At 71.2% G+C, this 25,972-nt stretch carries 27 protein-coding genes and 1 riboswitch; of the genes, 11 read left to right on the forward strand and 16 right to left on the reverse strand.

Annotated elements, in window-relative coordinates; translation table 11 throughout:
- Positions 1-49 precede the first annotated feature (49 nt).
- The 3 genes from ACFVX4_RS00595 to ACFVX4_RS00605 form a co-directional block, all read right to left on the reverse strand.
- Positions 50-415 (reverse strand): Rv2175c family DNA-binding protein, encoded by a 366-nt coding sequence (locus ACFVX4_RS00595; RefSeq protein WP_389970340.1) that lies wholly within the window; start codon positions 413-415, stop codon positions 50-52.
- Between the two features lie 43 nt (positions 416-458).
- Positions 459-2,207, reverse strand: a complete 1,749-nt coding sequence (locus ACFVX4_RS00600) for a peptide-N4-asparagine amidase (protein WP_389970343.1) — start codon at positions 2,205-2,207, stop codon at positions 459-461.
- 116 nt (positions 2,208-2,323) lie between these two features.
- A complete protein-coding gene (locus ACFVX4_RS00605) occupies positions 2,324-3,580 on the reverse strand; it encodes an NAD(P)/FAD-dependent oxidoreductase (RefSeq protein WP_389970346.1) in 1,257 nt (418 codons plus the stop codon).
- Positions 3,581-3,817: 237 nt separating this feature from the next.
- Positions 3,818-3,930: riboswitch (TPP riboswitch) on the forward strand.
- On the opposite strand from ACFVX4_RS00605, the gene thiO reads away from it, so the two are divergent.
- The 6 genes from thiO (at position 3,928) to ACFVX4_RS00635 (ending at position 9,687) form a co-directional block, all read left to right on the forward strand.
- A complete protein-coding gene (thiO, locus tag ACFVX4_RS00610; protein ID WP_389970349.1) occupies positions 3,928-5,112 on the forward strand; it encodes a glycine oxidase ThiO in 1,185 nt (394 codons plus the stop codon). It overlaps the preceding riboswitch by 3 nt.
- The gene (gene thiS, locus ACFVX4_RS00615; protein WP_389970352.1) at positions 5,109-5,339 is read left to right on the forward strand and encodes a sulfur carrier protein ThiS; all 231 of its coding nucleotides are present in this window, start codon (positions 5,109-5,111) and stop codon (positions 5,337-5,339) included. Before thiO ends, thiS begins: the two co-directional genes overlap by 4 nt.
- Positions 5,340-5,341: 2 nt before the next feature.
- Entirely contained in the window at positions 5,342-6,136 is a 795-nt protein-coding gene (locus tag ACFVX4_RS00620) for a thiazole synthase (RefSeq protein ID WP_389970355.1), read from the forward strand.
- Between the two features lie 111 nt (positions 6,137-6,247).
- On the forward strand, positions 6,248-8,161 hold the full coding sequence (gene pknB, locus ACFVX4_RS00625) for a Stk1 family PASTA domain-containing Ser/Thr kinase (RefSeq protein WP_389970357.1): 1,914 nt from the start codon (positions 6,248-6,250) through the stop codon (positions 8,159-8,161).
- Between the two features lie 6 nt (positions 8,162-8,167).
- Positions 8,168-9,022, forward strand: a complete 855-nt coding sequence (locus ACFVX4_RS00630) for a deoxyribonuclease IV (RefSeq protein ID WP_389970360.1) — start codon at positions 8,168-8,170, stop codon at positions 9,020-9,022.
- A gap of 80 nt (positions 9,023-9,102) precedes the next feature.
- Positions 9,103-9,687, forward strand: a complete 585-nt coding sequence (locus tag ACFVX4_RS00635; protein WP_389970363.1) for a DUF4396 domain-containing protein — start codon at positions 9,103-9,105, stop codon at positions 9,685-9,687.
- Between the two features lie 32 nt (positions 9,688-9,719).
- Here ACFVX4_RS00635 and ACFVX4_RS00640 read toward each other — a convergent pair whose 3' ends face one another.
- Entirely contained in the window at positions 9,720-10,352 is a 633-nt protein-coding gene (locus tag ACFVX4_RS00640; RefSeq protein ID WP_389970365.1) for a sulfite oxidase-like oxidoreductase, read from the reverse strand.
- A 154-nt stretch (positions 10,353-10,506) separates the two neighbouring features.
- Here ACFVX4_RS00640 and bfr point away from each other — a divergent pair, with 154 nt between their 5' ends.
- Positions 10,507-10,986, forward strand: a complete 480-nt coding sequence (bfr, locus tag ACFVX4_RS00645) for a bacterioferritin (RefSeq protein ID WP_124718145.1) — start codon at positions 10,507-10,509, stop codon at positions 10,984-10,986.
- A gap of 95 nt (positions 10,987-11,081) precedes the next feature.
- Here bfr and ACFVX4_RS00650 read toward each other — a convergent pair whose 3' ends face one another.
- Together ACFVX4_RS00650 and ACFVX4_RS00655 are read right to left on the reverse strand one after the other, a co-directional pair.
- Entirely contained in the window at positions 11,082-11,387 is a 306-nt protein-coding gene (locus ACFVX4_RS00650) for a bacterioferritin-associated ferredoxin (protein WP_389972031.1), read from the reverse strand.
- A 161-nt stretch (positions 11,388-11,548) separates the two neighbouring features.
- Positions 11,549-12,895 (reverse strand): class II 3-deoxy-7-phosphoheptulonate synthase, encoded by a 1,347-nt coding sequence (locus tag ACFVX4_RS00655; protein WP_266420370.1) that lies wholly within the window; start codon positions 12,893-12,895, stop codon positions 11,549-11,551.
- A 103-nt stretch (positions 12,896-12,998) separates the two neighbouring features.
- On the opposite strand from ACFVX4_RS00655, the gene ACFVX4_RS00660 reads away from it, so the two are divergent.
- Positions 12,999-13,055: a trp operon leader peptide gene (locus ACFVX4_RS00660; protein WP_107408160.1), complete on the forward strand. Its 57-nt coding sequence runs from the start codon at positions 12,999-13,001 to the stop codon at positions 13,053-13,055.
- A gap of 92 nt (positions 13,056-13,147) precedes the next feature.
- Positions 13,148-15,082 carry an anthranilate synthase family protein gene (locus ACFVX4_RS00665; RefSeq protein WP_389970369.1) on the forward strand — a complete coding sequence of 645 codons (1,935 nt, stop codon included), beginning with the start codon at positions 13,148-13,150 and terminating at the stop codon, positions 15,080-15,082.
- A gap of 34 nt (positions 15,083-15,116) precedes the next feature.
- On the opposite strand, the gene ACFVX4_RS00670 is transcribed toward ACFVX4_RS00665, so the two are convergent.
- The 4 genes from ACFVX4_RS00670 to ACFVX4_RS00685 all read right to left on the reverse strand — a co-directional run bounded on the left by ACFVX4_RS00670 (position 15,117) and on the right by ACFVX4_RS00685 (position 19,035).
- Positions 15,117-16,121 carry a 2-hydroxyacid dehydrogenase gene (locus tag ACFVX4_RS00670; RefSeq protein WP_266420366.1) on the reverse strand — a complete coding sequence of 335 codons (1,005 nt, stop codon included), beginning with the start codon at positions 16,119-16,121 and terminating at the stop codon, positions 15,117-15,119.
- Positions 16,122-16,329: 208 nt separating this feature from the next.
- The gene (locus ACFVX4_RS00675) at positions 16,330-17,022 is read right to left on the reverse strand and encodes a response regulator (protein ID WP_389970372.1); all 693 of its coding nucleotides are present in this window, start codon (positions 17,020-17,022) and stop codon (positions 16,330-16,332) included.
- Positions 17,019-18,242: a MacS family sensor histidine kinase gene (gene macS / locus ACFVX4_RS00680; protein WP_389970375.1), complete on the reverse strand. Its 1,224-nt coding sequence runs from the start codon at positions 18,240-18,242 to the stop codon at positions 17,019-17,021. Before macS ends, ACFVX4_RS00675 begins: the two co-directional genes overlap by 4 nt.
- 49 nt (positions 18,243-18,291) lie before the next feature.
- Positions 18,292-19,035: a lysophospholipid acyltransferase family protein gene (locus tag ACFVX4_RS00685; RefSeq protein WP_389970378.1), complete on the reverse strand. Its 744-nt coding sequence runs from the start codon at positions 19,033-19,035 to the stop codon at positions 18,292-18,294.
- Positions 19,036-19,230: 195 nt separating this feature from the next.
- On the opposite strand from ACFVX4_RS00685, the gene ACFVX4_RS00690 reads away from it, so the two are divergent.
- Positions 19,231-20,010 carry an alpha/beta hydrolase gene (locus tag ACFVX4_RS00690; RefSeq protein WP_389972033.1) on the forward strand — a complete coding sequence of 260 codons (780 nt, stop codon included), beginning with the start codon at positions 19,231-19,233 and terminating at the stop codon, positions 20,008-20,010.
- Complete coding sequence (locus ACFVX4_RS00695; RefSeq protein ID WP_389970380.1) at positions 20,003-20,683, forward strand: hypothetical protein; 681 nt, start codon at positions 20,003-20,005, stop codon at positions 20,681-20,683. The genes ACFVX4_RS00690 and ACFVX4_RS00695 overlap by 8 nt, the downstream gene beginning before the upstream one ends.
- A 55-nt stretch (positions 20,684-20,738) precedes the next feature.
- Here ACFVX4_RS00695 and ACFVX4_RS00700 read toward each other — a convergent pair whose 3' ends face one another.
- The 6 genes from ACFVX4_RS00700 to ACFVX4_RS00725 form a co-directional block, all read right to left on the reverse strand.
- Positions 20,739-21,497 (reverse strand): endonuclease/exonuclease/phosphatase family protein, encoded by a 759-nt coding sequence (locus ACFVX4_RS00700; RefSeq protein WP_389970383.1) that lies wholly within the window; start codon positions 21,495-21,497, stop codon positions 20,739-20,741.
- Between the two features lie 69 nt (positions 21,498-21,566).
- Positions 21,567-22,508: an ROK family glucokinase gene (locus ACFVX4_RS00705; protein ID WP_385327057.1), complete on the reverse strand. Its 942-nt coding sequence runs from the start codon at positions 22,506-22,508 to the stop codon at positions 21,567-21,569.
- Between the two features lie 74 nt (positions 22,509-22,582).
- The gene (locus tag ACFVX4_RS00710; RefSeq protein ID WP_389970386.1) at positions 22,583-23,041 is read right to left on the reverse strand and encodes a DUF5304 domain-containing protein; all 459 of its coding nucleotides are present in this window, start codon (positions 23,039-23,041) and stop codon (positions 22,583-22,585) included.
- An 83-nt stretch (positions 23,042-23,124) separates the two neighbouring features.
- The gene (locus ACFVX4_RS00715) at positions 23,125-24,441 is read right to left on the reverse strand and encodes an ArsA family ATPase (RefSeq protein ID WP_389970389.1); all 1,317 of its coding nucleotides are present in this window, start codon (positions 24,439-24,441) and stop codon (positions 23,125-23,127) included.
- A 4-nt stretch (positions 24,442-24,445) separates the two neighbouring features.
- Entirely contained in the window at positions 24,446-24,895 is a 450-nt protein-coding gene (locus tag ACFVX4_RS00720) for an SRPBCC family protein (protein WP_072483258.1), read from the reverse strand.
- 106 nt (positions 24,896-25,001) lie between these two features.
- Entirely contained in the window at positions 25,002-25,808 is an 807-nt protein-coding gene (locus ACFVX4_RS00725) for a metallophosphoesterase (RefSeq protein ID WP_389970392.1), read from the reverse strand.
- Positions 25,809-25,972 lie beyond the last annotated feature (164 nt).

Genomic DNA, 25,972 nt, shown 5'->3' on the forward strand with positions numbered 1-25,972 from the left:
TGCGGGCCGCGCGGTGTCGCGCTGCCCGCCCCTCACATACGGCCGGCGGTCAGACGGCGAGCGCCTGGGCGCGGCGCTTCACCTCCGTGCCACGATTCTCGCTCAGTGCCTGGGCAGGGGTGCCCGGCAGGGTCGGGTCGGGGGTGAAGAGCCACTCCAGCATCTCTTCGTCGTTGTAGCCGTCGTCCCTCAGGAGCGTCAGGGTGCCGGAGAGGCCCTTGACCACCTTGTTGCCGTCGATGAAGGCAGCAGGCACCTGGAGCGTCCGGTTCTCACCACGTCGTACGGCGATCAGCTGGCCCTCCTTGACCAGCTGCCGCACGCGCGTCACCTGGACATCGAACATTTCGGCGATGTCGGGCAGGTGGAGCCAGGCGGGGACGAGAGCATCGATCTTTGCGTCAATCTCGGTCACGGGTACAAGCCTGCCATCCCGCGCTGACAGCCGATACCCGGAGTCAGCCCTTCAGGGCCTCGCGGACCACGTCGGCGACCCGGCAACGGCTCTGCCGGTCACCGGTGACCCAGCCGTGCGCGGTCGTCAGGGAGCGCGCGTAGCAGGCCCCGGTGTCGGTGGTGCCCCGGTACTTCTCGGTCGAGGCTCCGTCGGCGGACTGGACGACACCGTTCGTGCGGGCGATGCTGCCGGTCGAGTCCACGGTGTCGTCCGTCACCGCGTCCGTGCGCCACGCGTGTGCGGAGCCCTTCCGGGACGCGTCGACGAGCACACGGCGCTGGGTGACGGCGGCCCGCATGTCGTAGTTGTTGTAATCGCCGTACACCGGGATGTCCATGTCCACGTCAATGGGGTAGGACCAGGTGTGCCGCTGCGCGTCCGTGCGCCCGTGGGTCCGGGTCGTCACCGTGGTGGAACCGTGGTCACGCTGATGCATCACCTGGTGACTGCCCGTGCGGGAGACGTTGTCCGTGTTGGTGTACGCGAACTTCTGCTCGACGGTGGTGGTGACCCGGCCCTTCGAGGTCTCGACATAGCCCGAGATCTTCCAGGAGCGGCCGGTCGACACGGAGACGTCCGTGGAGCCGTTCTCGCCCGAGGTCTGGACGGTCTTCACGACCGGGGTGTGGCCGAGCGTGTTGGTGGTCACCTTGCCGCTCGTGCGGGACGCGTGCGCGTCCGTGTCGAGGAAGAGCGAGCCGTCGACGTTCCAGCCGTCGGCCGCGCCGTACGGGGTGATGCTGATGGCGTGCGGCTTGCCGTCGGCCAGCAGACCCGCGAAGGGGGTGAGGTCGATGTCGTACGCCTCGGTCCTGAACTGGTCGATGGCCGGGATCGGGCGCCACAGGGTCGGCACGATGCCGCCGGAGTACACCACGGGGTACGGCTGGGCGAGGCCGGCGGGCTGTCCGTCCACCGCGACCTGCACCTCACGGTAGGGGCCGCCGCCGCAGAGGTAGTCGGGAGCGGTTTCCGCCAGGTCGCTGGGGACCGCGTCGAACCACTGCTCGTCGCAGCCGCCACCGCGTGCGTAGACCTCCAGGCGCGCCTTGGTCAGGTTGCGCGGGAAGGTGACCTCGGTGCGGGTGGAGCCGCCCTTGCCGACGTTCATCCAGGGGGCGTTGTCGGAGCCGGTGTCACCGAGCGGGACGATGCGGTCGGCCGTGGTGGCGGCCGGGTGACGCTTGTCGGCCTGGTAGTACGTGATCTTCAGCTTGATCCTGTACACACCGGTGTACGTCTCGTTGACGACATTGCCAAGTTCGACCTGCAGCTTCTGCGGGTCCTTGAGGAGCGGCGCGAAGTCGGTGATGTCCTTGGCGACGTGCCAGCTGATGCCGTCCTCGTCGGGCTCGGCGGTGCTGGTGCGGAAGACCTCCGCGCCACCGATGAAGACTGCGGCGAGACGGTCGTACTGACGCCCCTTCACGCTGCCCGACCAGTCGAGGACGACCTTGTTCCACGGACCCTTGCACTGCTTGGGCGGGGTCAGCGTGGTGGTGTACGGCGGTCCGCCGAGGGTGTAGCCGAAGTCGTGGTCGACGGCCGTCACCGAGCAGCTCTTGGTGTCCGGACGGGAGACCGGCGGCAGTGCGTCGATCGGGTCCTGGTAGTCGACAGCCGGGTTGGAACCGGGCTTGGGGGTGGCGCCCGCGTACGCCGGGGCGGCGAGTGCGCCTCCGACGAGGGCGATCGACGCCGAGGCCATGGAGATTCCGCGCAGCGCGCGGGCCCATCTGTGCCGGAACATGCGCATCCTTCGAAGAGTGTGAAATGAGCAATCCAAAAGATGCACAGTGCACTAATTTCCGCCCCCGTCCAAGGGGGAGCCCACATAGCGGACGCCAACGTCCGCTTTCCGTACGCCTACTGACGGATCGCCGACTTCAGCGGTACAGAGGGGTCGGCGGCCCGCGCCGGATCGAGCCGCGCCCCCGCCTCGATGAGCTTGCGCCCCTGCGCCAGATCGCGCGGCCGGCCGACGGCGAGAACCGCGACCAGCACGCCCTCGCGCAGCCAGCACACCGACCAGGCGGCTTCGGCCGGATCGCCGCGCCACAGCAGGGTGTCGGCGCTCCCGTGGTGGCCCGCGTACTGCACGAACCGGTCGAACTGCTCGGACCAGAAGTACGGCACGGGGTCGTAGGTCATCGGTGCCGGGCCGTCGGCGGCGGCTGCCCCGATGATGTTGGCGGCGGCGGTGCGCGGGCCCTGGAGCGCGTTGTCCCAGTGGTGGACGAGCAGGCGTTCGCCGTACCGGGCGGAGGGGAACGAGGCACAGTCGCCGACCGCGTACACATCGGGCAGCGAGGTGCGCAGCGCCCCGTCGGCGGTCACCGATCCGTCGGGGCCGAGCGCGATGCCGGAGCCGGCCAGCCAGCCGGTGGCGGGCCGGGCGCCGATTCCGACGACGACCGCTCCGGCCGGGACCGTACGGCCGTCCGCGAGGACCACCCGGCCCGGCTCGATGCGGGCGACCCGGGCTCCGGTGAGGAGTTCGGCGCCGCTCTCCGCGTACCAGGCGGCCATCGGGGCGGCGACCTCCGCGGGCATCGCGCCCGCGAGGGGCCGGTCGGCGGCCTCGACGACGGTGACCGCGCAGCCCGCGGCGCGGGCCGCGGTGGCGAACTCGGCGCCGATCCAGCCCGCGCCGACGACCACGACGCCGTGCTGCTCGTCGAGGACCGGCCGCAGTCGTGCCGCGTCGTCGAGGGTGCGCAGCAGATGGACGCCGGGAACGCCCTCGGACCCGGGCAGGACGACCGGTTCGGCACCGGTCGCGATCACCAGGACGTCGTAGGGAACGGGTCCCGACGGGGTGTCCAGCTCATGCGCCGCGGGCCGCACACCGGTGACGTCGCGACCCAGTCGCAGATCGATCTCCAGCGCCTCGAAGTCGATGTCGAAGGCGGAGTCCTCGGCCTTGCCGAGGAGCACCGCCTTGGACAGCGGAGGCCGGTCGTAGGGCTGATGCGGTTCGGCGCCGATCAGGGTGACGGGGCCGCTGAAGCCCTGCTCCCGCAGGGCCACCGCGGTCTGCACCCCGGCCATGCCCGCACCGACGATGACGACGCGGCGTCCCGCCCGCCGTTCCGGCTGCTCCGACTGCTGCTGCTCGCTCACCCGTACACCTTAAGCACCTGATAGATCGTCAGGAAAGGGGTGCGTTCTTCGACCGCGCTCGTCCCGCCGCCCTCCTGCGACTCCCACGGGGAGGAGGTCGAGGGTGTCGCCGGTCCGGGGGCCGACCTGGCCGGGCGCCTGGTCGGCCGCCGGTGACAGGACGAGTCCGTCGAGCGAACGGGCCACGGCGGCTGCTCCCTTACCGGGCCGGGGGGACGGGGTTTAGGGTGGCCAACGTAAAACACTCGCGGGAGCCCGGACGCACCGGGCTGAGAGGGAGGCTGGGCGGCCTCCGACCGTACGAACCTGATCCGGGTCATGCCGGCGAAGGGAGGGGCTGGAAGCCCATGCGTTCTTCTCGGAACGGAAACGGATCCGATGTCCTGGTCATAGGGGGCGGGATCATCGGCCTGGTGACCGCCTGGCGGGCCGCGCAACGCGGACTGCGCACCGCGGTCGCCGACCCCGAACCGGGTGGCGGGGCCGCCCGGGTGGCGGCCGGCATGCTGGCCGCCGTCACCGAACTCCACTACGGCGAACAGCTCCTGCTGGGCCTCAACGTCGCCTCCGCCGCCCGCTATCCGGCCTTCGCGGCCGAGCTGGAGGCGGCGAGCGGGCAGGAGACCGGCTTCCGCGCCTGCGGCACCCTGGCCGTAGCACTGGACTCCGACGACCGCGCCCATCTGCGGGACCTGCACGCCCTGCAGCGGCGTTCGGGCCTGGAGTCGGAGTGGCTCACCGGCCGTGAGTGCCGCCGGCTGGAGCCGATGCTCGCGCCGGGCGTCCGCGGCGGTCTGCGGGTCGACGGCGACCACCAGATCGATCCCCGCCGGCTGGCCGCCGCCCTGCTGACCGCCTGCGAGCGGGCCGGGGTGGTCTTCCACCGCGGCTGGGTGGAGCGCCTGAGCGTGGTGGGCGACCGGGCCACCGGAGCGGTGCTCGCCGGGGGCACGGAGCTCGCGGCCGACCAGGTCGTGCTCGCCGCGGGCAGCCTCAGCGGCCGCCTGGCGGGGCTGCCGGACGAGGTCGTGCCGCCGGTCCGGCCGGTGAAGGGCCAGGTGCTGCGGCTGACCGTGCCGGCCCCGTACGCACCGTTCCTGAGCCGGACGGTACGGGCCGTGGTCCGGGGCAGCCATGTCTATCTGGTGCCGCGCGAGAACGGCGAACTGGTCGTCGGCGCCACCAGCGAGGAGCTGGGCTGGGACACCACCGTCACCGCGGGCGGCGTCTACGAGCTGCTGCGGGATGCCCACGAGCTGGTACCCGGCATCACCGAGCTGCCGCTCACCGAGACCCTGGCCGGCCTGCGCCCCGCCTCCCCCGACAACGCCCCGCTGCTCGGCCCCACCACCCTGCCCGGCCTCCATCTCGCCACCGGCCACCACCGCAACGGGGTGCTGCTCACCCCCATCACCGGTGACGTCATGGCGGAGCTCCTCACCGGCGGCGAGCCGCCCGAGCCGGCCCGCCCCTTCACCCCGCGCCGTTTCCCGTCCGCCGCCGCCCCCGTACGTCAGGAGCAGCCCGCATGACCGCCGAGCCCGTACCCCGCCACTCCGTGTCCGTGTCCGTGAACGGAGAGGTGCGGCTCCTCGCCGCGGGCACCACCCTGGACATCCTGGTCGCCACCCTGACCGCCGCGCGCTCCGGCGTCGCGGCCGCCGTCAACGAGACCGTCGTACCGCGCGGCCAGTGGTCCGCCGCCGCACTCCACGACGGGGACCGCGTCGAGGTCCTGACCGCGGTCCAGGGAGGCTGACCATGTCGGACGACCTCTTCACCCTCGGCGACACCACGTTCGGCTCCCGGCTGATCATGGGCACGGGCGGGGCGGCCGGCCTCGACGTGCTGGAGCGCTCCCTGACCGCGTCCGGCACCGAGCTGACCACCGTCGCGATGCGCCGCCTCGACCCGACCGTGCAGGGCTCGGTGCTCTCCGTCCTGCGGCGGCTCTCCATCCGCGTCCTGCCCAACACTGCGGGCTGCTTCACCGCGGGCGAGGCCGTGCTGACCGCCCGGCTGGCCCGCGAGGCGCTCGGCACCGACTGGATCAAGCTGGAGGTGGTGGCCGACGAGCGGACCCTGCTGCCCGACCCGATCGAGCTGCTGGACGCCGCGGAGATCCTGGTGGACGACGGCTTCACCGTGCTGCCGTACACCAATGACGACCCGGTGCTGGCCCGCAGGCTCCAGGACGTGGGGTGCGCGGCGGTCATGCCGCTCGGCTCCCCCATCGGCTCCGGGCTCGGCATCCGCAATCCGCACAACTTCCGGCTGATCGTCGAGCAGGCCCGGGTGCCGGTGATCCTCGACGCGGGCGCCGGAACGGCCTCCGACGCGGCGCTCGCGATGGAGCTGGGGTGCGCGGCGGTGATGCTGGCGTCCGCGGTGACCCGGGCCCAGGAGCCCGAGCTGATGGCCACGGCGATGCGGCACGCGGTGGCGGGCGGGCGGCTGGCGTACCGGGCCGGCCGGATTCCGCGCCGCCACTTCGCCGAGGCGTCGTCGCCGGTGGAGGGGCGCGCGGTGCTGGACCCGGAGCGCCCGGCCTTCTGAGCCGCCGGTACGGCGGACAGCGCATGTTCCTGTCACGGCTCGGCTGCAGTACGGCCCCGGGAGTGCCCCGGCCCGTGGGCCGTGTCCGTGGCGGCTCGTAGACTCGCCTGCGTGGATACGACCCTCCAGGACCCTCTTGTCGGGCAGCTGCTCGACGGCCGCTACCGCGTCGATGCCCGCATCGCCGTGGGCGGCATGGCCACGGTCTACCGGGCCGTGGACACCCGGCTCGACCGGGTGCTCGCCCTCAAGGTGATGCACCCGGCGCTGGCGACCGACGTCTCGTTCGTCGAGCGCTTCATCCGCGAGGCCAAGTCCGTGGCCCGGCTCGCGCACCCCAACGTGGTCGCGGTCTTCGACCAGGGCGCCCAGGGGCAGTACGTCTACCTGGCGATGGAGTACGTCGCGGGCTGCACCCTGCGCGACGTGCTGCGCGATCGCGGCGCGCTTCAGCCGAGGGCCGCACTGGACATCCTGGAGCCGGTCCTCGCCGCCCTCGGTGCGGCGCACCGGGCGGGCTTCGTGCACCGCGACATGAAGCCGGAGAACGTCCTGATAGGGGACGACGGCCGGGTCAAGGTCGCCGACTTCGGTCTCGTACGGGCGGTGGGCACCGTCACCAACACCACCGGGTCCGTCCTGGGCACGGTCTCCTATCTCGCCCCCGAGCAGATAGAGAACGGCACGGCGGACACCCGCACCGATGTGTACGCCTGCGGCGTCGTCCTGTACGAAATACTGACCGGGTCCAAGCCGCACGGCGGCGACACCCCCGCCCAGGTCATCTACCAGCACCTCAACGAGGCCGTCCCGCCGCCGTCGGCCACTGTCCCGGGGCTTCCGGCCGAGCTCGACGGCCTGGTGGCGAGCGCCACCGCCCGCGACCCCGAGGTCCGCCCGTTCGACGCGGTGGCGCTGCTCGCCGAGACCCGTGAGGCCCGCTCCGGCCTCACCGACGCCCAGCTGGACGCCGTACCGCCGCAGGCCACCGCCGAGGTGCACGACGCCGCCGAGGACCGCACCAGCGTGATCCCGCGGCTGCTCCCGGCCGACCAGGGCGTCTCGCACCACACCAGCCGGCTGGAAATGCCCCCGCCGGAGCCGCCGCGGACCGCGTCGCAGGACCGGCGCCGCGGACCACGGCGCTCCGTCATAGCCGCGGTCGTCGCCGTACTGCTGGCGCTGGGGATCGGTACCGGTGTCTGGTACATCAACTCCGGGCAGTTCACCCGGGTTCCCTCGCTGCTCGGCCAGACCGAGAAGAACGCCGAGCGGCGGCTCTCGGACGTCGGTCTGGACCTCAAGGGCGTCGAGCGGGCCTACAGCGACACGGTGGAGCGCGGCAAGGTCATCAGCAGCGACCCGGATTCCGGCGCCCGTGTCAGGGGCAATGACGCGGTGACGCTCGTCGTCTCGCGCGGTCCCGAGATCGTGAAGGTGCCCGACGTCCAGGACCTCTCGCTCGCCGACGCCAGGCGTGAGCTGAAGAAGGCCGGTCTGGTGCCCGGCATGGTCACCAAGGAATTCAGCGAGGAGACGGCACGGGGCGACGTGATCCGTACGGACCCCGTGGTGGGCACCGAGCGCCACCCGGACTCGGCGGTCGCCCTCTTCGTCAGCAAGGGCGCTCCGGTGGACGTCCCCGATGTCACCGGGCTGTCCGTCGAGGACGCCACCGCCGCGCTGGAGGAGGAGGGGCTGAAGGCAAAGGTGCTGCCCGACCGGGTCAATTCCGCCGAGGACGCGGGCGACATCGCCCGGCAGTCGCCGGGCGAGGGCACCGAGGCCGCCGAGGGCGACACCGTCGAGCTCACGGTCTCCGACGGGCCGCGCATGATCGACGTCCCCGATGTCACCGGCAAGGACGTCGACGAAGCCACGAGCGAACTGAAGGACGCGGGCTTCGAGGTCAAGGTCGACCGCCCGTTCCTGTCCTTCAGCGACACCATCGCGAGCCAGTCCGTCGACGGCGGCAAGCAGGCCCCCGAAGGCAGCACCATCACCATCAAGACCAAGGGACTCTAGATCCACATGCGCAACCCAGTCGGCGGCCATGTTCCGGTGGCCGGCGGCCTCGCCAAGGTCGGCCTCCCCTACGCCCGAGGGATGGGGGCGGAGGCCGTCCAGGTCTTCGTCGCCAACCCGCGCGGCTGGGCGACCCCCGTCGGCAACCCGGCCCAGGACGAACGGTTCCGCGCCGAGTGCGCCGCCGAATCCATACCGGCGTACGTCCACGCCCCGTACCTGATCAACTTCGGATCGCACACCGAGGCGACCGTCGAGAAGTCCGTGGAGTCGCTGCGCCACTCGCTGCGCCGCGCCCGCGAGATCGGCGCCCTGGGCGTCGTGGTGCACACGGGATCGGCGACCGGCGGCCGGCCGCGCGAGCAGGCCCTCGCGCAGGTACGCACGCACATGCGGCCGCTCCTGGACGAGCTGACGCATGACGACGACCCGTATCTACTGCTGGAGTCGACCGCCGGGCAGGGGTTCTCGCTCTGCTCGCGCACCTGGGACTTCGGCCCGTACTTCGACGCCCTCGACGCCCACCCCAAGCTCGGCATCTGCCTCGACACCTGCCACATCTACGCGGCGGGCCACGATCTGACCGGCCCGGCGGGGATGCGGCAGACGCTGGATCTGCTGGTGGCGACGGTCGGCGAGGGCCGGCTGAAACTGATCCATGCCAATGACTCCAAGGACGTGGCGGGAGCCCACAAGGACCGGCACGAGAACATCGGCGCCGGACACATCGGCGAGGAACCGTTCCGTGAGCTGTTCTCGCATCCGGCGACCGCGGGCGTGCCGCTGATCATCGAGACGCCGGGCGGCAAGGAAGGCCACGCGGCGGACGTGGCCCGGCTGAAGGGGCTGCGCGACACCTGATTCCCCATTGAGGAATACCCCACGGGGGTATACGGTTCCTGCTGTCGGCAGGAACCGCCACTCCGCATTGGGGGATCGCCATGCAGCACGACACACACCAGGGGCAGTACAGCCACCACGCGGACCAGGCGACCCACTCGGGCCATGCAGATCATGCAGATCACGCCGGTCACTCAGGCCACGGCGACCACGCCGGGCACGCCGGGCACGCCGGCCATCACCCCGGCAAGGTGGACTGGGCCATGGCCGCTCGGGCCACGCTGCACTGCCTCACCGGCTGCGCCATCGGCGAGATCCTCGGCATGGTGATCGGCACGGCGCTCGGCTGGGGCAACATGGCGACGATGGTGCTCGCCATCGTCCTGGCCTTCTTCTTCGGCTACACGCTCACCCTGCGCTCGATCCTGAAGGCGGGCGTCGACTTCCGTACCGCCCTGCGGGTCGCTTTCGCCGCCGACACCCTGTCCATCGCGGTGATGGAGCTGATCGACAACGGCGTGATCGCGCTGTGGCCGGGCGCCATGGACGCCACTCTCTCCGACGCGCTGTTCTGGGGCGCGCTCGTACTCTCGCTCGCCGTCGCCTTCGTCGTCACCACACCGGTCAACAAGTGGGTGATCGGCCGGGGCAAGGGGCACGCAGTGGTGCACCAGTACCACCACTGAGGAACGGGCCGGACCGGCCCGGAGCCGTCAGGTCAGAGCTCGGGGCCGTCCCCGGGCTCTTCCTGGTAGGAGTACCGCTGCTCGCTCCACGGGTCACCGATGTTGTGATAGCCGCGCTCCTCCCAGAAGCCGCGGCGGTCGGCCGTCATGTACTCGACGCCCCGGACCCACTTGGGCCCCTTCCAGGCGTAGAGATGCGGCACGACGAGGCGGAGCGGAAACCCGTGCTCGGCCGTGAGCAGTTCCCCGCCGTTGTGAGTGGCGAAAAGTGTTCGGTCCGAGGCGAAGTCGGAGAGCCTCAGGTTGGAGCTGAATCCGTACTCGGCCCACACCATCACATGGGTGACGTTCGGCGCGGGCGGCGCGAGTTCCAGTACTGTGCGGGCCAGGACTCCGCCCCATTCGGCACCGATCATGCTGAATTTCGTGACGCAGTGCAGGTCGGCGACGACCGAGGCGAACGGCAGCACCGAGAACTCCTGGTGGTTCCAGCAGTGCTTCTCGCCGTCGGCAGTGGCCCCGAAGACCCGGAACTCCCAGCGGTCCGGCTTGAACTTGGGCACGGGCCCGTAGTGGGTAACCGGCCAACCACGCTGGAGTCGCTGTCCCGGCGGAAGCTCGGACTGCTCCGACGCGCGCTGTTCCCGGCTTTCCGGTTGACCCATGACTCCATGGTGACAGACAGGCAGGGGTGGTCCCGACCAGGGCGGGGGCAATCCGGACAACTCGCAGTAAGCCTATACTTACTGGACGCCCATCGGGTGCGATGACAGGATGCGGCCAACTTGCCCAGTTCACCGGTTGGAAGGAGCCTCTGCGATGCAGGGCGACCCCGAGGTCCTTGAGTTCCTGAACGAGCAGCTGACCGCAGAATTGACTGCCATCAATCAGTACTTCCTGCACGCGAAGATGCAGGACAACTTCGGCTGGACGAAGCTCGCGAAGTACACCCGCTCCGAGTCGTTCGACGAGATGAAGCACGCCGAGATCCTCACGGACCGCATCCTCTTCCTCGACGGACTGCCCAACTACCAGCGACTGTTCCATGTACGGGTGGGCCAGACCGTCACCGAGATGTTCCAGGCCGACCGCCAGGTCGAGGTGGAGGCGATCGACCGCCTCAAGCGTGGGATCGAACTGATGCGCGGCAAGGGCGACATCACGTCCGCGAACATCTTCGAGTCGATCCTGGCGGACGAGGAGCACCACATCGACTACCTCGACACCCAGCTGGAACTGGTCGAGAAGCTCGGCGAGCCGCTGTACATCGCCCAGCTGATCGAGCAGCCGGACAGCTAGGGTCTCTCGTTTGGATCATGCCGGGCTCGCGTGCCCCGCTCCCTGATCCGGCCTGATCCAAACGAAAGGCCCTGGACCGGCACCGGCGGGAAGGGTCAGGCCGCGTCGTGGAGCGGGATTCCCGGCGCCATGCCGGGAGCGATGCCCGGGTCCGCCCCCGATCCGGCGCCCGTGGTGGCCTCGTCGGCGGGGCCGGGGGTCCGCTTCCGGTCGAGCAGTTCGCGGCGCGGGCAGGCGCCGCGGCCGAGCACGGCCTGGATGGCCCGGACGCAGCCGCCGCAGTCGGTGCCCGCCTTGCAGGCCGAGGCTATCTGCCGGGGTGTGCACGCCCCGGCGTCCGCATGCTCCTTGACCTGCTTCTCCGTGATGCCGAAGCACGAGCAGACGTACACGCGGTTCACCTCCCGGCGGGATCGGTCGTTGGCTGCCACCCCGTCTATCGGTGAGGCTAACCTAACCTTACCCGGCGCCGAAAGGCGTTGAAAGCCTCCGAACGCCCTGTGGGGCACGGATCACATCGATCCGTGCCCCACAGTCGTACGCGCGCCACCTGCGGTGACGCCTACTGGTCCCGGTACATCTCGGCGACCAGGAACGCCAGGTCGAGCGACTGGCTGCGGTTGAGCCGCGGGTCGCAGGCCGTCTCGTAGCGCTGGTGCAGATCGTCCACGAAGATCTCGTGTCCGCCACCGACGCACTCGGTGACGTCGTCACCGGTGAGCTCGACGTGGATGCCGCCCGGGTGCGTACCGAGGCCCTTGTGCACCTCGAAGAAGCCCTTGACCTCGTCCAGGACGTCGTCGAAGCGGCGGGTCTTGTGGCCGGAGGCGGCCTCGAAGGTGTTGCCGTGCATCGGGTCGGTCACCCACGCCACGGTGGCGCCGGATGCGGTGACCTTCTCGACCAGGGCCGGGAGCTTGTCGCGGACCTTGTCGGCACCCATCCGGACGATGAAGGTCAGCCGGCCGGGCTCGCGCTCGGGGTCGAGGCGATCGATGTAGCCGAGCGCCTCGTCGACCGTGGTCGTCGGGCCGAGCTTGATGCCGATGGGGTTACGGATCTTTGAGGCGAACTCGATGTGCGCGCCGTCCATCTGGCGGGTGCGCTCACCGATCCAGACCATGTGGCCGGAGGTGTCGTACAGCTCGCCGGTACGCGAGTCGGTGCGGGTCAGCGCCGACTCGTAGTCCAGCAGCAGGCCCTCGTGCGAGGAGTAGAACTCGACCGCCTTGAACTCGGCCGGGTCCGTGCCGCACGCCTTCATGAAGTTCAGCGCGTTGTCGATCTCGCGGGCGAGCGCCTCGTAGCGCTGGCCGGACGGGGACGACTTCACGAAGTCCTGGTTCCAGGCGTGTACCTGGCGCAGGTCGGCGTAACCGCCGGTGGTGAAGGCGCGGACCAGGTTCAGCGTGGAAGCGGATGCGTGGTACATCTGCTTCAGCCGGTCCGGGTCCGGGACGCGGTCCTTCTCGGTGAAGGCGAAGCCGTTGACGGAGTCGCCGCGGTAGGTCGGCAGGGTGACGCCGTCGCGGGTCTCGGTCGGCTTGGAGCGCGGCTTGGAGTACTGCCCGGCGATCCGGCCCACCTTGACGACGGGCACGGAGGCCGCGTACGTCAGGACGGCGCTCATCTGGAGCAGCGTCTTCAGCTTGGCCCGGATGTGGTCGGCCGACACGGCGTCGAAGGCCTCGGCGCAGTCACCGCCCTGCAGCAGGAACGCCTCGCCCTTGGCGACGGCTCCCATGCGGGCGCGCAGCTGGTCGCACTCGCCCGCGAAGACGAGGGGCGGATACGACGCGAGGTCCGCGAGTACATCGCGCAGAGCCTCGGCATCGGGGTACTCGGGCTGCTGCGCCGCGGGAAGGTCTCGCCAGGTGTTGCCACCGGCGACGGAGGTATTGGCGTTCACGGTCACAACCTCAACATTACGGGTTCCGGCGGTGCGTCCATCCGCGAGCTCAATAGATGAGACGCGTGCTCGGACGTCATCGGCGTCCGCTAGGGTTCAGGACATGTTCGCGCAGACAAACCAGAACTGGTGGTGGACCGCTCATCCGGCGGCCCACTGACAATCGCGCGCGACAGACCACGCGAAGGCCGCCCGAGGGGCGGCCTTTTCCGCGTTTTCGGGAGCCGTTCCTCCATCCGGAAGGAACACCCCATGCCTCACCGCACCGACGTCGTCGTCCACAGACTCCTGAGTGACGACTGCCCGCCGTTCGCGCTGCTGCGCAGGCGCACCCCCGGCCGCGACCAGGACACCGTCGAGGTGCTGATCGGCCGGGTGCGGGAAGTGGACCGGCTCGCCGATCTCCCGGTCGGGGAGCTGCCCTCGCTCGCCCTGGTGCCGTTCCGGCAGATCGCCGAGCGCGGTTTCGATGTGCGCGACGACGGGACACCGCTGTCCGTGCTGGTCGCGGACGAGACGTACGAGCTGCCGCTCGCCGAGGTGCTGGACCGTCTGCCGGTCCGGGACGTGCGGGTCGAGGGCGGCGCGTTCGACGTCGGGGACGAGGAGTACGCCGGGATCGTCCGGCGGGTCGTCGAGGACGAGATCGGGCAGGGTGAGGGCGCGAACTTCGTCATCCGGCGGACCTTCCGGGGGGAGATCCCCGGCTTCGGCCGGGCCGACGCGCTGGCCCTCTTCCGGCGGCTGCTGGCCGGTGAGCGCGGCGCGTACTGGACCTTCGTCGTGCACACGGGCGACAGCGGACCCGAAGGGCCCTCCCCGTCGGGGCGGCGGGCGACGGGCGGGCGGACGCTGGTCGGCGCCAGTCCCGAGGTGCATGTGCGGATGTCCGGCGGGACGGTCGTGATGAACCCGATCAGCGGGACGTACCGCTACCCCGCCGAGGGCCCGACCCCGGAGGGTCTGCTGGCCTTCCTCGCCGACCGCAAGGAGACCGAGGAGCTCTCCATGGTGGTCGACGAGGAGCTCAAGATGATGTGCACCGTCGGCGACATGGGCGGGGTGGTGATCGGGCCGCGGCTCAAGGAGATGGCCCATCTCGCCCATACGGAGTACGAGCTGCGCGGGCGCTCCTCGCTGGATGTGCGGGAGGTGCTGAAGGAGACCATGTTCGCGGCGACGGTCACCGGCTCCCCGGTGCAGAACGCCTGCCGGGTCATCGAGCGGTACGAGCCCGGCGGGCGCGGCTACTACGCGGGGGCCCTGGCGCTGTTGCGGCAGAAGCCGGGCGGGGCGCAGACCCTGGACTCGCCGATCCTGATCCGTACCGCCGACATCTCGGCCGGCGGGCAGCTGCGGGTGCCGGTCGGGGCGACGCTCGTACGGCACTCCGATCCGGACGGCGAGGTCGCCGAGACCCATGCGAAGGCGGCCGGCGTGCTCGCCGCGCTGGGGGTGCGGCCCGGCCGGCCGCGGGACGAGGCGGCCCGGCCGCGGCTGGCGGGCGACCCGCGCGTGCAGGCCGCGCTGGACGCCCGGCGGGACGGTCTCGCGCCGTTCTGGCTGCGGATGCAGGAGCGTACGCAGGAGCTGTCCGGACGGGCGCTGGTGATCGACGGGGAGGACACCTTCACCGCGATGCTGGCGCATCTGCTCCGTTCCTCGGGCCTCGATGTGGCGGTGCACCGCTACGACGAGCCGGGGCTGCGCGAACGGGTGCGGGCGCACGAGGGTCCGGTCGTGCTGGGTCCCGGGCCGGGGAATCCGGGCGACACCGCCGATCCGAAGATGCGGCTGCTGCGCGGACTCGCCGCGGAGCTGGTCCGTGATCACCGGCACGGCCTGCTGGGGGTCTGCCTCGGCCATGAGCTGATCGCGGCGGAGCTGGGTCTGGAGATCGTCCGCAAGACCGTGCCGCACCAGGGCGCGCAGACCCGGATCGAGCTGTTCGGGCGGCCGGAGACGGTCGGCTTCTACAACAGCTTCACCGCGCGCTGCGACGAGGCGGTGGTCACCGAGCTCGCCACGCACGGTGTCGGGGCGAGCGTGGACGCGGCGACCGGTGAGCTGCACGCGCTGCGCGGGCCGGGCTTCGCCTCGGTGCAGTTCCACCCGGAGTCGGTGCTGACGCTGCGCGGCGCGACGATCGTGGCGGAGCTGCTGGCGGGGCTGCCGGTGGCCGGCTGAAGGGGCGGACGGGACCCCGGGGCGATCCGGGGTCTCAGCTCGCCGGGAGCGCCGGGACCAGGACGTTGTCGCTGCGCCGGCCGGCCAGGTAGTCGGCGACGTTCTGCACGGTGGCGTCGATGATCTGCCCCACGGCGTCCTCGGTGTAGTACGCCTGGTGCGAGGTGACGATGACGTTCGGGAAGGTGACGAGCCGGGCCAGGGTGTCGTCGTCGACGCCCTCCAGCGACTTGTCGAGGAAGAAGAGCCCGGCCTCCGCCTCGTACACATCGAGTCCGACGCCCAGGAAGCGGCCCGCGCGCAGTTCGGTGACCAGCGCCGTGGTGTCGATGAGTCCGCCGCGGCTGGAGTTGACCAGGATCGCGTCGTCCTTCATCCGGGCCAGGGCGTCCTCGCCGATGATGTGGTGGGTCGCGGGCAGCAGCGGGACGTGCAGGCTGATCAGGTCGGACTCGGCGAGCAGTCGCTCCTTCTCCACGTACTTCATGCCGAGCGCGAGGCAGGCGGGGTTCTCGGCGACGTCCCAGCCGAGCAGTTCCATGCCGAAGCCGTGGGCGATACGGGTGAAGGCCTCGCCGATCTTGCCGGTGCCGATCACGCCCGCCGTGCGGCCGCGCATGTCCCGGCCGAGCAGTCCGTCGAGCCGGAAGTCGAAGTCGCGGGTGCGACTCGCGGCCCGGATGATCCGGCGGTTGACGGCCATCGCGAGGGTCCAGGCAAATTCGGCGACCGAGTACGGCGAGTAGTACGAGACCCGGGCGACCCGCAGGGCGAGGCGTTCGGCGACATCGAGGTCGATGTTGTTGAAGCCGGTGGAGCGCTGGGCGATCATCTGCGTGCCGCCCGCCGCCAGGGTCTGCAGGACGCCGGCGCCCAGGTCGGCGTTGACGCTGGTGGAGATGATCTCGTAGCCCGCCGCGATGGGGGCGGTGTCCTTGTTCAGGAAGACGTCCAGGCAACGGACCTCGTGCTGCCCGGCGAAGGCCTTCTCGATCAGCGGCTTCTCGTCGGACTGCACGCCGAATGCCAGGATTTCCATGACTTCTCCCGTTCGTCGCACGGATCAGCGGATCAGGGACAGGGGCCGGTCATCGCGAATATACGGCCCATGCCCCTGCCGCACCGCTCGGCCGAACGGGCCGGCCGGCGACCGGGGCCGCGGCGCTCAGAGCCTGTCGGGTGACCTCAGATCGGATAGCGTGCGTGCCAGGGCGTGGCCGCCCGGCCGGAGGTCACCCGACAGGCTCTCAGGCGTCGTCGAGGCCGCGCTCGATCGCGTACCGCACGAGCTCCACCCGGTTGTGCAGCTGGAGCTTGCCCAGGGTGTTCTGCACGTGGTTCTGCACGGTGCGGTGCGAGATGACCAGCCGCTCCGCGATCTGCTTGTAGGAGAGCCCCTTGGCGACCAGCCGCAGCACCTCGGTCTCGCGCTCGGTGAGCTGCGGGACCTTGGGTTCGTCGGAGGCGACCGGCGTGGGGTCGGAGGCGAGCCTGCGGTATTCGCCGAGGACCAGTCCGGCCAGGCCCGGCGTGAAGACGGGGTCGCCGACGGCGGTGGACCGCACGGCCTCGGTCAGCTCCTGCGTACTGGCCGACTTGAGCAGATAGCCGGTGGCGCCGGACTTGACCGCTTCCAGTACGTCGGCGTGCTCACCGCTCGCGGAGAGCACCAGCACCCGCAGCCCGGGGTGGGAGCCGACGAGTTCCTTGCAGACCTGGACGCCGGGCATACCGGGCAGGTTGAGGTCGAGCACGAGGACGTCGGGGGTGACGGCCTTCGCCCTGCGGACCGCCTGCGGTCCGTCACCGGCGGTCGCCACCACGTCGAAGCCCGACTCGGAAAGGTCACGGGCGACGGCGTCGCGCCACATCGGATGGTCGTCCACCACCATCACCCTGATGGCCCGCTCCTCGGCGCCCCGGGTGTTCTCCGTGCTCATCTCGCTGATCCTGCCTTCCCCCGTGAAACCTTCGGAACCTTCAACTCGACCTCGGTGCCCTGGCCGGGCACCGAGATCAACTCCGCCGTACCGCCCAGGTCGCGCAGCCTCCCCCGGATCGACAGGGCCACCCCCATCCGTCCCTCCCCCTCGGCCTGGGCGAGCCGCCCCTCCGGGATTCCGGGGCCGTCGTCCCGGACCGTCACGATCACCTCGTCCGGCCAGTCCTCGACGAGGATCCAGGCCTGGGCATTCTCCCCCGCGTGGACCCTGACATTGTCCAGGGCGGCACTGACAGCGGCCGCCAGCTCCATCGCGGCCGCGGGAGCGAGCAGCACCGGGGCTCCCGGCTCCGCGAAGCTGACCCGGGAGCCGGCGTGCGGGGCGAGCAGGGAGCGCAGATCGCAGTCGGCCCGGCCGGACGGTTCGTCGTCGACCTCCACGCTGCGGACCACGGCGCCCTCGGCGGCGTCCTCGGAGACCCGGGTGGTGGGGACGAGGCCGCTGGAGACCAGGGTGCGCAGGGCGACCTCCTGCTCCCCGGCCATCCGGCCCAGCTCGGCCGCCTCCCCGCCGAGCGCGGTGCCGCGGCGCTGCACCATCGCGAGGACCTGGAGCACGCTGTCGTGGATGTCCCGGGCCAGCCGTTCCCGCTCCCGGGTGGCGGCCTCGATCTCCAGGGCTCGGGCGAGGGTCCGCTCACTGGCCCTGGCGACCTCGACGACGTACCCGATCGCGATGGAGGCGACCCAGACCAGCAGCACGTTGTGGAAGGTGTCCCGGCTGGGGTCACCGCGCTCGATGATGTTGACGACGGCGACGAAGGTGGAGGCGAAGGCCGCCCAGCGCCAGCCGCCCTTGATCGCGAAGGCCAGCACGGAACCCGCGGTCCAGATCGACGGCAGCGTCGGGCCGTCGACCTGCTGGGCCTCGAAGTCGGCGAGCGGGGTGAGGAGTATCCCGGCCAGAGCGATGGTCAGATCGGCGCCGAGGAAACGCTTGGTGCAGGCGGCGGCGCCCGCGACCTTCGGAAGGGTGGCGAGCGTCCAGACCACCATCACCGCCAGGAAGGCGACGGCCACCCACGGCCGGTCGTACTTCTCCCGGCCGAAGACGGAGAGCAGGACCGCGTACAGCATCGTCAGGATGCGGTACGCCGTCAGCGCACTCCACAGCGGCTGCTCGACCGACATCCGTACGACGCGCTCGCGCCTGGCCACTTCCCCCACCCCCCGGACGGCACCGGCGCGCTCGCGCCGTACCGTTCCTTCAGCCTTGCGTTCCGGACTCGTCGCCCTTGTGCTTCTCCGCCTCGGCGCGGCGCTTCGCCTCGTCCGCGATCTGCCGCTTGGCCGCCGTCGCGTAGATGTCGACGTACTCCTGGCCGGAGAGCTTCATGATCTCGTACATCACCTCGTCGGTGACCGAGCGCAGGATGAAGCGGTCCCCCTCCATGCCGTGGTAGCGGCTGAAGTCGAGCGGCTTGCCGATCCTGATCCCCGGGCGCATCAGCTTGGGCATCACCTGGCCGGGCGGCTGGATCTTCTCCGTGTCGATCATCGCGACGGGGATGACAGGCGCTCCGGTGGCCAGTGCCACCCTGGCGAGCCCGCCGGGCTTGCCCCGGTAGAGACGGCCGTCGGGCGAACGGGTGCCCTCCGGGTAGATGCCGAAGAGGCCGCCGCTCTCGATGACCTCGATGCCCGCCTTGATGGCCGCCTCGCCGGCGCCGCGGGCGCCCGAGCGGTCCACCGGGAGCTGGCCGACGCCCTTGAAGAAGGCCGCGGTCAGCTTGCCCTTCACGCCGGGTGCGGTGAAGTACTCCGACTTGGCGATGAAGGTGACCTTGCGGTCCAGGACGGCCGGCAGGAAGAAGGAGTCCGAGAACGACAGGTGGTTGCTCGCGAGGATCGCCGGTCCCTGCGCGGGAATGTTCTCCAGGCCCTCCACCCATGGCCGGAAGGCAAGCTTCAGCGAGCCGCCGATGGAGAACTTCATTGCGCCGTAGATCAACTCGGGTGCCTCCTGTGTGCTGTCCGACAGACCTTAACCCGTGGGCCGCCCCCGCTCCCGCCCGGCAGGGAGCCGATGCGGCGGCCGGAGGCGGTGACGACCCTGGTCGGTGTCAGCCCGGTCGCGTACGGTGAAGTAATCCTTCTGCACTCCCCTCTTTCGCTCCCCTTCGAGCCTCACGAACAGGAGACCCCGGTGCCGGTCCTTCCTGGAGCCGAGCCGTTCCGCCACGAGGGCGGAGAGGTCGGCGTCCTCCTCTGCCACGGATTCACCGGTTCCCCGCAGTCGCTGCGCCCCTGGGCGGAATACCTGGCGGAGCGCGGGCTCACCGTCTCGCTGCCCCTGCTGCCGGGGCACGGCACCCGCTGGGAAGACATGCAGCTCACGGGCTGGCAGGACTGGTACGCGGAGGTGGACCGGGAGCTGCGCGCCCTGCTGGAGCGGTGCGGCCAGGTCTTCGTCTTCGGACTGTCCATGGGAGGCGCGCTGACGCTGCGGCTGGCGGCGAAGCACGGGGACGCGATCAGCGGTCTGGTGCTGGTCAACCCGGCGAACAAGGTGCACGGCCTGTCGTCGTACGCGCTGCCGGTCGCCCGCCATCTGGTGCGGACGACGAAGGGGCTGGCGAGCGACATCGCCCTGCCGGGCTCCGACGAGGTGGGGTACGACCGGGTGCCGTTGCACGCGGCGCATTCGCTGCGGAAGTTCTTCCGCCTGGTCGACGCCGAGCTGCCCCAGGTCACGCAGCCGATCGTGCTGCTGCACAGCCCGCAGGACCATGTGGTGCCGCCCGCCGACTCGGCCCGCATCCTCAGCCGGGTGTCGTCGACGGACGTCGAGGAGATCCTGCTGGAACAGAGCTACCACGTCGCGACGTTGGACCATGATGCGGAGCGGATCTTCGACGAGAGCTACCGGTTCATCGGCCGCCTCGCCCCGAGCGTCGGAAAGAAGGGGAGCACGTCAGGTGGCTGAGCACGACGCGGAGCGCGCGGGCAGCGAGGAGGAGCGCGAGCCCCTTCCCGCGGAGGGAGCGGCCGTGCCCGACGACGGCACGGGCCCGCAGGACGCCGCTGCCCGGGAGGCGACCCCGGGCGCCGACGGCAGCCGGTCCGAGCCGTCGGTCGACGAGGACGCGGCGTGGCAGGCGATCATCGCGGGGTACGGCGAGGAGCCGCCGGACCCGCCGGGCGCCAAGCCGTTCAGGTCGATCGAGGATCTCGCGCTGCCGGAGGACGACCAGCCCGACGTCCTGGATCCGGACAAGGGGCTCGGGAAGAAGTCCGCGAAGCCGCCGGAGAAGCCGCTCGGCAGCTCGATCGTGTTCGCGCCCGGCGTCGGGGGCCCGCGCGACTACGAGGTCGCGGAGCCGAAGGACGACGATCTCGACGGGAGCGACGAGGGGCATTTCGTCCCCCCGGAGCCGCCGCCGCTGCCGGAGGCCGATGTCACGGCGAAGTTCGCCTGGCTCGCGGTCGTCGGCGGTCCGGTGCTGATGCTGCTCGCGGTGCTGCTGCGGTGGGACATGACCTGGTGGCTCACAACGATCTGCGTCGGCGGCTTCCTGGGCGGTTTCGTCACCCTGGTGGCTCGGATGAACGACGACGACGAGGACGGCGACGACCCCGGGCGCGGGGCGGTGGTCTGAGGTCACCCGACAGCCTTTGAGGCCGGGGCGCTGCGGCGGGCGGGCCGCCGCCCGCTCAGGGCCTGATCGCGGGCACCCGTAGCGCCGCCAGCACCGGCAGATGGTCGGTGGCCGCCCGCAGGTCCGCGTCGGTGGCACCGGGCAGCCCGGCGGGGACACCGCAGCCGAGCACCTCGATCCCGTCCGTCGCGAAGACCGCGTCGATGCGCCGTCGCGGGTTGTCCGGCGCGTAGGTGTTCTCCTCGCCCCACGGCCGGACCGCCCAGCAGTCCTGGAGCCGCTCGGCCAGCCGCCGGAACGCGCTCCCGGTCGGTACGTCGTTGAGGTCGCCGGCCGCGATGGCGTGCTCGACGCCCATCGCGTCCAGCCGCTCCAGCAACAACTCCGTCTGGGCCAGGCGTTCGTCGCGCTGCAGGCTCAGATGGAAGCTCAGCAGACCGATCCGGGTGCCCGCGATCCGTACCACCGATGTGGCGAAGCCCCTGCGGTGCAGTCCGGGGGTGAGCGGCAGCAGCACGTCCTCCGTCCGCTCCACGGTGGCCCGCAGCGAGCAGAGCAGCAGCGGCCCGGCCGCCGTGGCACCGCCGCTGAGGAGGACCAGGTCGGTACGGGCCGCGAGCCAGGCCGCGCGCTTGCGCCAGCGGAAGAAGCGCGGGGCTTCCTGGATGAAGACCAGGTCGGGGGCGCAGGCGCTGATGACGCGGGCCAGTGCCTCGCGGTCGTCGCGCATCGACCGGATGTTGTAGCTGAGCACTCGGATGACGGCCGAACCATCCGGCTCGGTACGGGAGTCGGGCAGTGGCGTCAGGACCATGTGTCTCACGATACGACGGACGCCCGCCGCTCCCACAGGGGCGCGACGGGCGTCCGGCTCGGACAGGCCCTAGCCCTGGCGGGCCAGGTCCGCCGCGCCCACCAGCCCGGCCTTGCCGCCCAGTTGGGCCGCGAGCACCTGGGCGTGCGGGCGCCATTCGCCGCCGATCAGCCAGCGCCGGAACGACTTGCGGATCGGGTCGAGCACCAGCTCGCCCTCGTCCGACACGCCGCCGCCGACGATGAACGCGGACGGGTCGAAGAGCGAGGCGAGGTCGGCGAGTCCGGCGCCGGCCCAGCGGGCCAGCTCGCGGAACGAGTCGACCGCCACCGGGTCGCCCTGCCGGGCGGCCTGGCTGATGTGCTTGCCCTCGATACCGTCCACCGTGCCGTCGCCGAGCGACAGCAGGATCGTGGCGTTCTCGGGGGTGGCGTTGGCGCGCTGCTTGGCGTACCGGACGAGTGCGCGCCCGGACGCGTACTGCTCCCAGCAGCCCTGGCTGCCGCAGCCGCAGAGCAGACCGTCCGGGACGACCCGGATGTGGCCGAACTCGGCGGCCACGCCGAAGCGTCCGCGGCGCAGCTTGTTGCCGATGATGATCCCGCCACCGAGGCCGGTGCCGAGCGTGATGCAGATGACGTCGTCGTGGCCCTGTCCGGCGCCGAAGCGGTATTCGCCCCAGGCGGCGGCGTTGGCGTCGTTCTCGACGACGACCGGAAGGCCGACGCGCTGTTCGACCTTGTCCTTCAGCGGCTCGTGCCGCCAGTTGATGTTCGGCGCGAACAGCACGGTGGCGCGCTTGTCGTCGACGTATCCGGCCGCACCGATGCCGACGGCATCGATCTGGTGGCCCTCGCTCGCGCCGGACACGGCCGACGCGATCGCGTCCACGATGCCTTCAGCCGTCGGCGGGGTCGGCACCTTGAACGTCGAGAGGATCCGGCCCTCTTCGTCGACCACTCCCGCCGCGATCTTCGTGCCGCCGATATCGACGCCGATGGTGAGTCCCATGAATCCCTCAGTTCCGGTCGAGCCCCGCTGGGGCCAACCGTACCCGAGCCGGGGGCCCGGCCTTTCGGGGCCGGTCAGTCCAGGTCGATGTGTTCGCCTGCGGCGGGGCCCTCGTCGCGGGGGTCGGAAGGGTCGTCGGCCTTCTTTTCGTTGCCTGCGGGGTCCCCGGCGCCCTGGGTCCAGCGGCGTTCCTGGCCTTCGACGGCGGAGCGGTAGGCGGCGAGGAGTTCGCTGCCGGCTGCGGCAATGTGGTCGAAGACGTCCGGATTGCGCTCGATGACGGGCTCGACCGCGGACTTCGCCTGCTTGATGATCTGCTGCACGGTGCCCTGGGCCGCCGCGCCGAACAGCGGCGACTGGAGGGACGAGACCTTGTCGGCCACGGCGTCGACCAGCTTGCGCAGTTCCTCGGCGGCGGAGCCGGGCGGCGGGCCGTGCTGGGCCCGGCGGCGGGCCTTCTCCGCTTCGAGGTCCTCGGCGCAGGCCTTCGCCCACGCGTCGTCGTCGACGGGACGATCGGTGGCATCGCTCATGGCGGACTCCTGCGACGTGGTGTGCCGGCGGCCCGGCATACGGGGCACGTACTACCGACGTTACCCGAACCGTGGGGTGCCGTTCAGCCCGTCCTCGGCCACAGTCCGGGGTCCGGGGTGAACCGGACCCGGAGCACCCCGTCGGTGAGGGCGGCGCCGGAGACGGTGCAGCGGCGCAGTCCTGATTCCAGCGGGACGATCCGGTGGAACGGGCCGACCGTGAGCAGCAGCTCGTCGCCGCGGCGGACCAGCTGGAGGTCCTTCTTGACGGCGCCGGGCAGCGGCAGGCACCAGACGAGGACCGGGTCGCCGTCGCCGGACGGCGGGGCCGTCACGATCCGGCCGCCGGGCAGCAGCCCGTCGAGGCCGTCCGGGACGTCGGGGCTCTCGATCCACCAGGGGTCGTCGGCCCGGCCGGGGCTCCGCCCGTCCAGTTCCGAGGCCAGTCCGTCGCCCTCGAAGAGGCCGCCACCGGTGCCGGCCGTCTCGAAGACGGTGCAGGCGGCCGTGGTGTCGAGGCGGGCGAGGTCGTCGAGGCCCCGCGGGTCGCGGCCGAGGTGGGGCACCTCGCACAGCGCGGCCTCGGGCACCCATTCCTCGTACCAGCGGTCGACGGTCTTCTCCTGCTGCGCGGCGAGCTCCGCGAACCAGGGGTCGGCGGAGTGCCTGGGCAGCACCCGGTTCACCGCGAGGGTGTCGACCCGCAGTCCGTGCAGGGCGAGGCCGGTGCGGGCGGTGCGCAGGGCTTCCTCGGCGGCGGGGCCGGGCTCCGCGACGAGCCGGAGCGTGGTGTTGCGGTCCTCGATCAGGGCCTGGACGGCGGCCAGCTCGGCGTCCCTGCGGGCGGCTGCCTCGTACAGCCACTGGGCGGGCATGGGCACGCCGGCGAGCTGGGCGAGCATCGGTCGCAGGGCACGGGCGGCCTGGCGTTCCGGGGGAAGCAGCCGGCGCAGATAGCGGCGCAGCTGCTCGGGGAGGGCGAGCAGGGCGAGTGCTTCGCGCAGCGGTGGCAGGTCGACGACGAGGAGGTCGTGGCCGCGGCGCGACCAGTCGCCCTCGGCGGCGCGGCGCAGGGTGTGCAGGAGGGCGAGCTCGGAGCTGCCGGGGAGCTCGGTCAGTTCCTCGCCGTCCAGCCGGTTCCCGCCGAGCAGGTCGAGCACGGCGGAGGCCTGGTCCTGGAGTGCGAGGAGTTCGCCGCGGAAGTGATCGCCGGAGTCGATGCGGGCGGACCACAGCCCATCGGTGACCTCGGTGGGTTCGGTGCTGTCGGGAAAGCCGGGTATGCCGTCGGCCGTCAGCAGCAGGGTGCGCCTGCCGCGGCGGGCGGCGGCCAGCGCGGTCGCCGCCGCGACGGTGGTACGGCCGGCGCCGCCGGGGCCGGTGACGAGGACCGTACGCATCCGGTCAGGCCTTCGGGACGGACTCGACGCGCTTCTTCAGACCGGCCAGGGCCCGGTCGATGATGACCTTCTCCGCCTTGCGCTTGATCATGCCGAGCATCGGGATCTTGACGTCGACGGTCAGCCGGTAGGTGACCTCGGTGCGGTCGCCGTCGCCGAGCGGGGCCAGCGCGTAGGAGCCGTCGATGGCGCGCAGCATCTGGGACTTGACGAGGGTCCAGCTGACCTCGTAGTCGCCGATCCAGGTGTAGGCGAGCGTGTGGTCGTCCTTGATCGCTCCGGCGTCGAGGACGAGGCGGACCTTCTCGGCGCGGCCGTGGTCGTCGGTGGAGAGGACCTCGGCCTCCTTGACCTCGCCGGTCCACTCCGGGTAGCGGGCGAAGTCGGCGATCACTCCCATGACGTCGGCCGGTGCCGCCTCGATCGTGATGCTCGAGCTGGTGTGTTCAGCCATCGCCGTGGCTCCTCCAGTGCGGTGTACCGGTGCGTCGGCAGAGGCCTGCCGTCAGAAGGCTATCGCGTGTGTGCGGCGCCTCGTTCCAGGGTCCGTGCCGGTGTTGTCACCACTCCAGGGCCCAGGGCCTGCCGGTGGACGCGAAGTGGCCGACGTTCACGCATTCGGTGGCGCCGATCCGCATCCGGCGGACCAGCGGCTGGTGGACGTGGCCGAACAGCGCGTACCGCGGGCGGGTGCGGCGGATGGCGTCCAGTAGGGCCCGGCTGCCGCGCTCGAAGCGGCGCGCCACCGTGTCGTACGTCAGCTCCGGGACCTCGGGCGGGATGTGGGTGCAGAGCACGTCGACCGGGCCGATCGCCTCGATCTTCGCCGCGTACTCCTCGTCGCCGATCTCGTACGGGGTGTTCATCGGGGTCTTCAGGCCGCCGCCGACGAAGCCGAAGACACGGCCGCCGATCTCGACCCGCTCGCCGTCCAGGACGGTGGTGCCGGGGTGTGCGTACTCGGGCCACAGGCCGGGGATGTCGACGTTGCCGTAGGTGGCGTACGTCGGTGTGGGGAAGACCGCGAAGAGTGCGGCGTACTGCTTGCGCACCGCCGTGACGATCGCGGCGTTGCGGTCCATGCCCGCCCACAGGCCCCGGCCGAACTCGCGGGCCTCCTCGAAGCGGCGCGCGGTGCGCAGCGCGACGATCCGGTCGGCGTTCTCCACCCCGAAGAGTTCGGGGAAGATGCCGCGCGAGTGGTCGGCGTAGTCGAGGAAGAGCACCAGGTCACCGAGGCAGACCAGCGCGTCGGCGCCGTTCCCGGCACGGGCCAGCGCCTCGGTGTTGCCGTGCACGTCGCTGACGACGTGGATGCGGGTGCGCTGTCGGGTCGATGTGCCTGGGCTGTCCGGTCCGGCTCGCATGACGATCACCTTAGAACTCTGCCGGTCACCTCGGTAGAGGCCGCCGGACCTGCGAATATCGCCGCCCGGTCACGCGGGTGGACTACTGTGCGCCCAAGGGTCACCGTGGTGTGTGACGCATAAGACATCTGGCCGGAACCCCCTATCGGGAACCGAGTACTCGT

The sequence above is a fragment of the Streptomyces sp. NPDC058240 genome, assembly GCF_042882135.1.
In the GTDB taxonomy this organism is placed as follows: Bacteria; Actinomycetota; Actinomycetes; order Streptomycetales; family Streptomycetaceae; genus Streptomyces.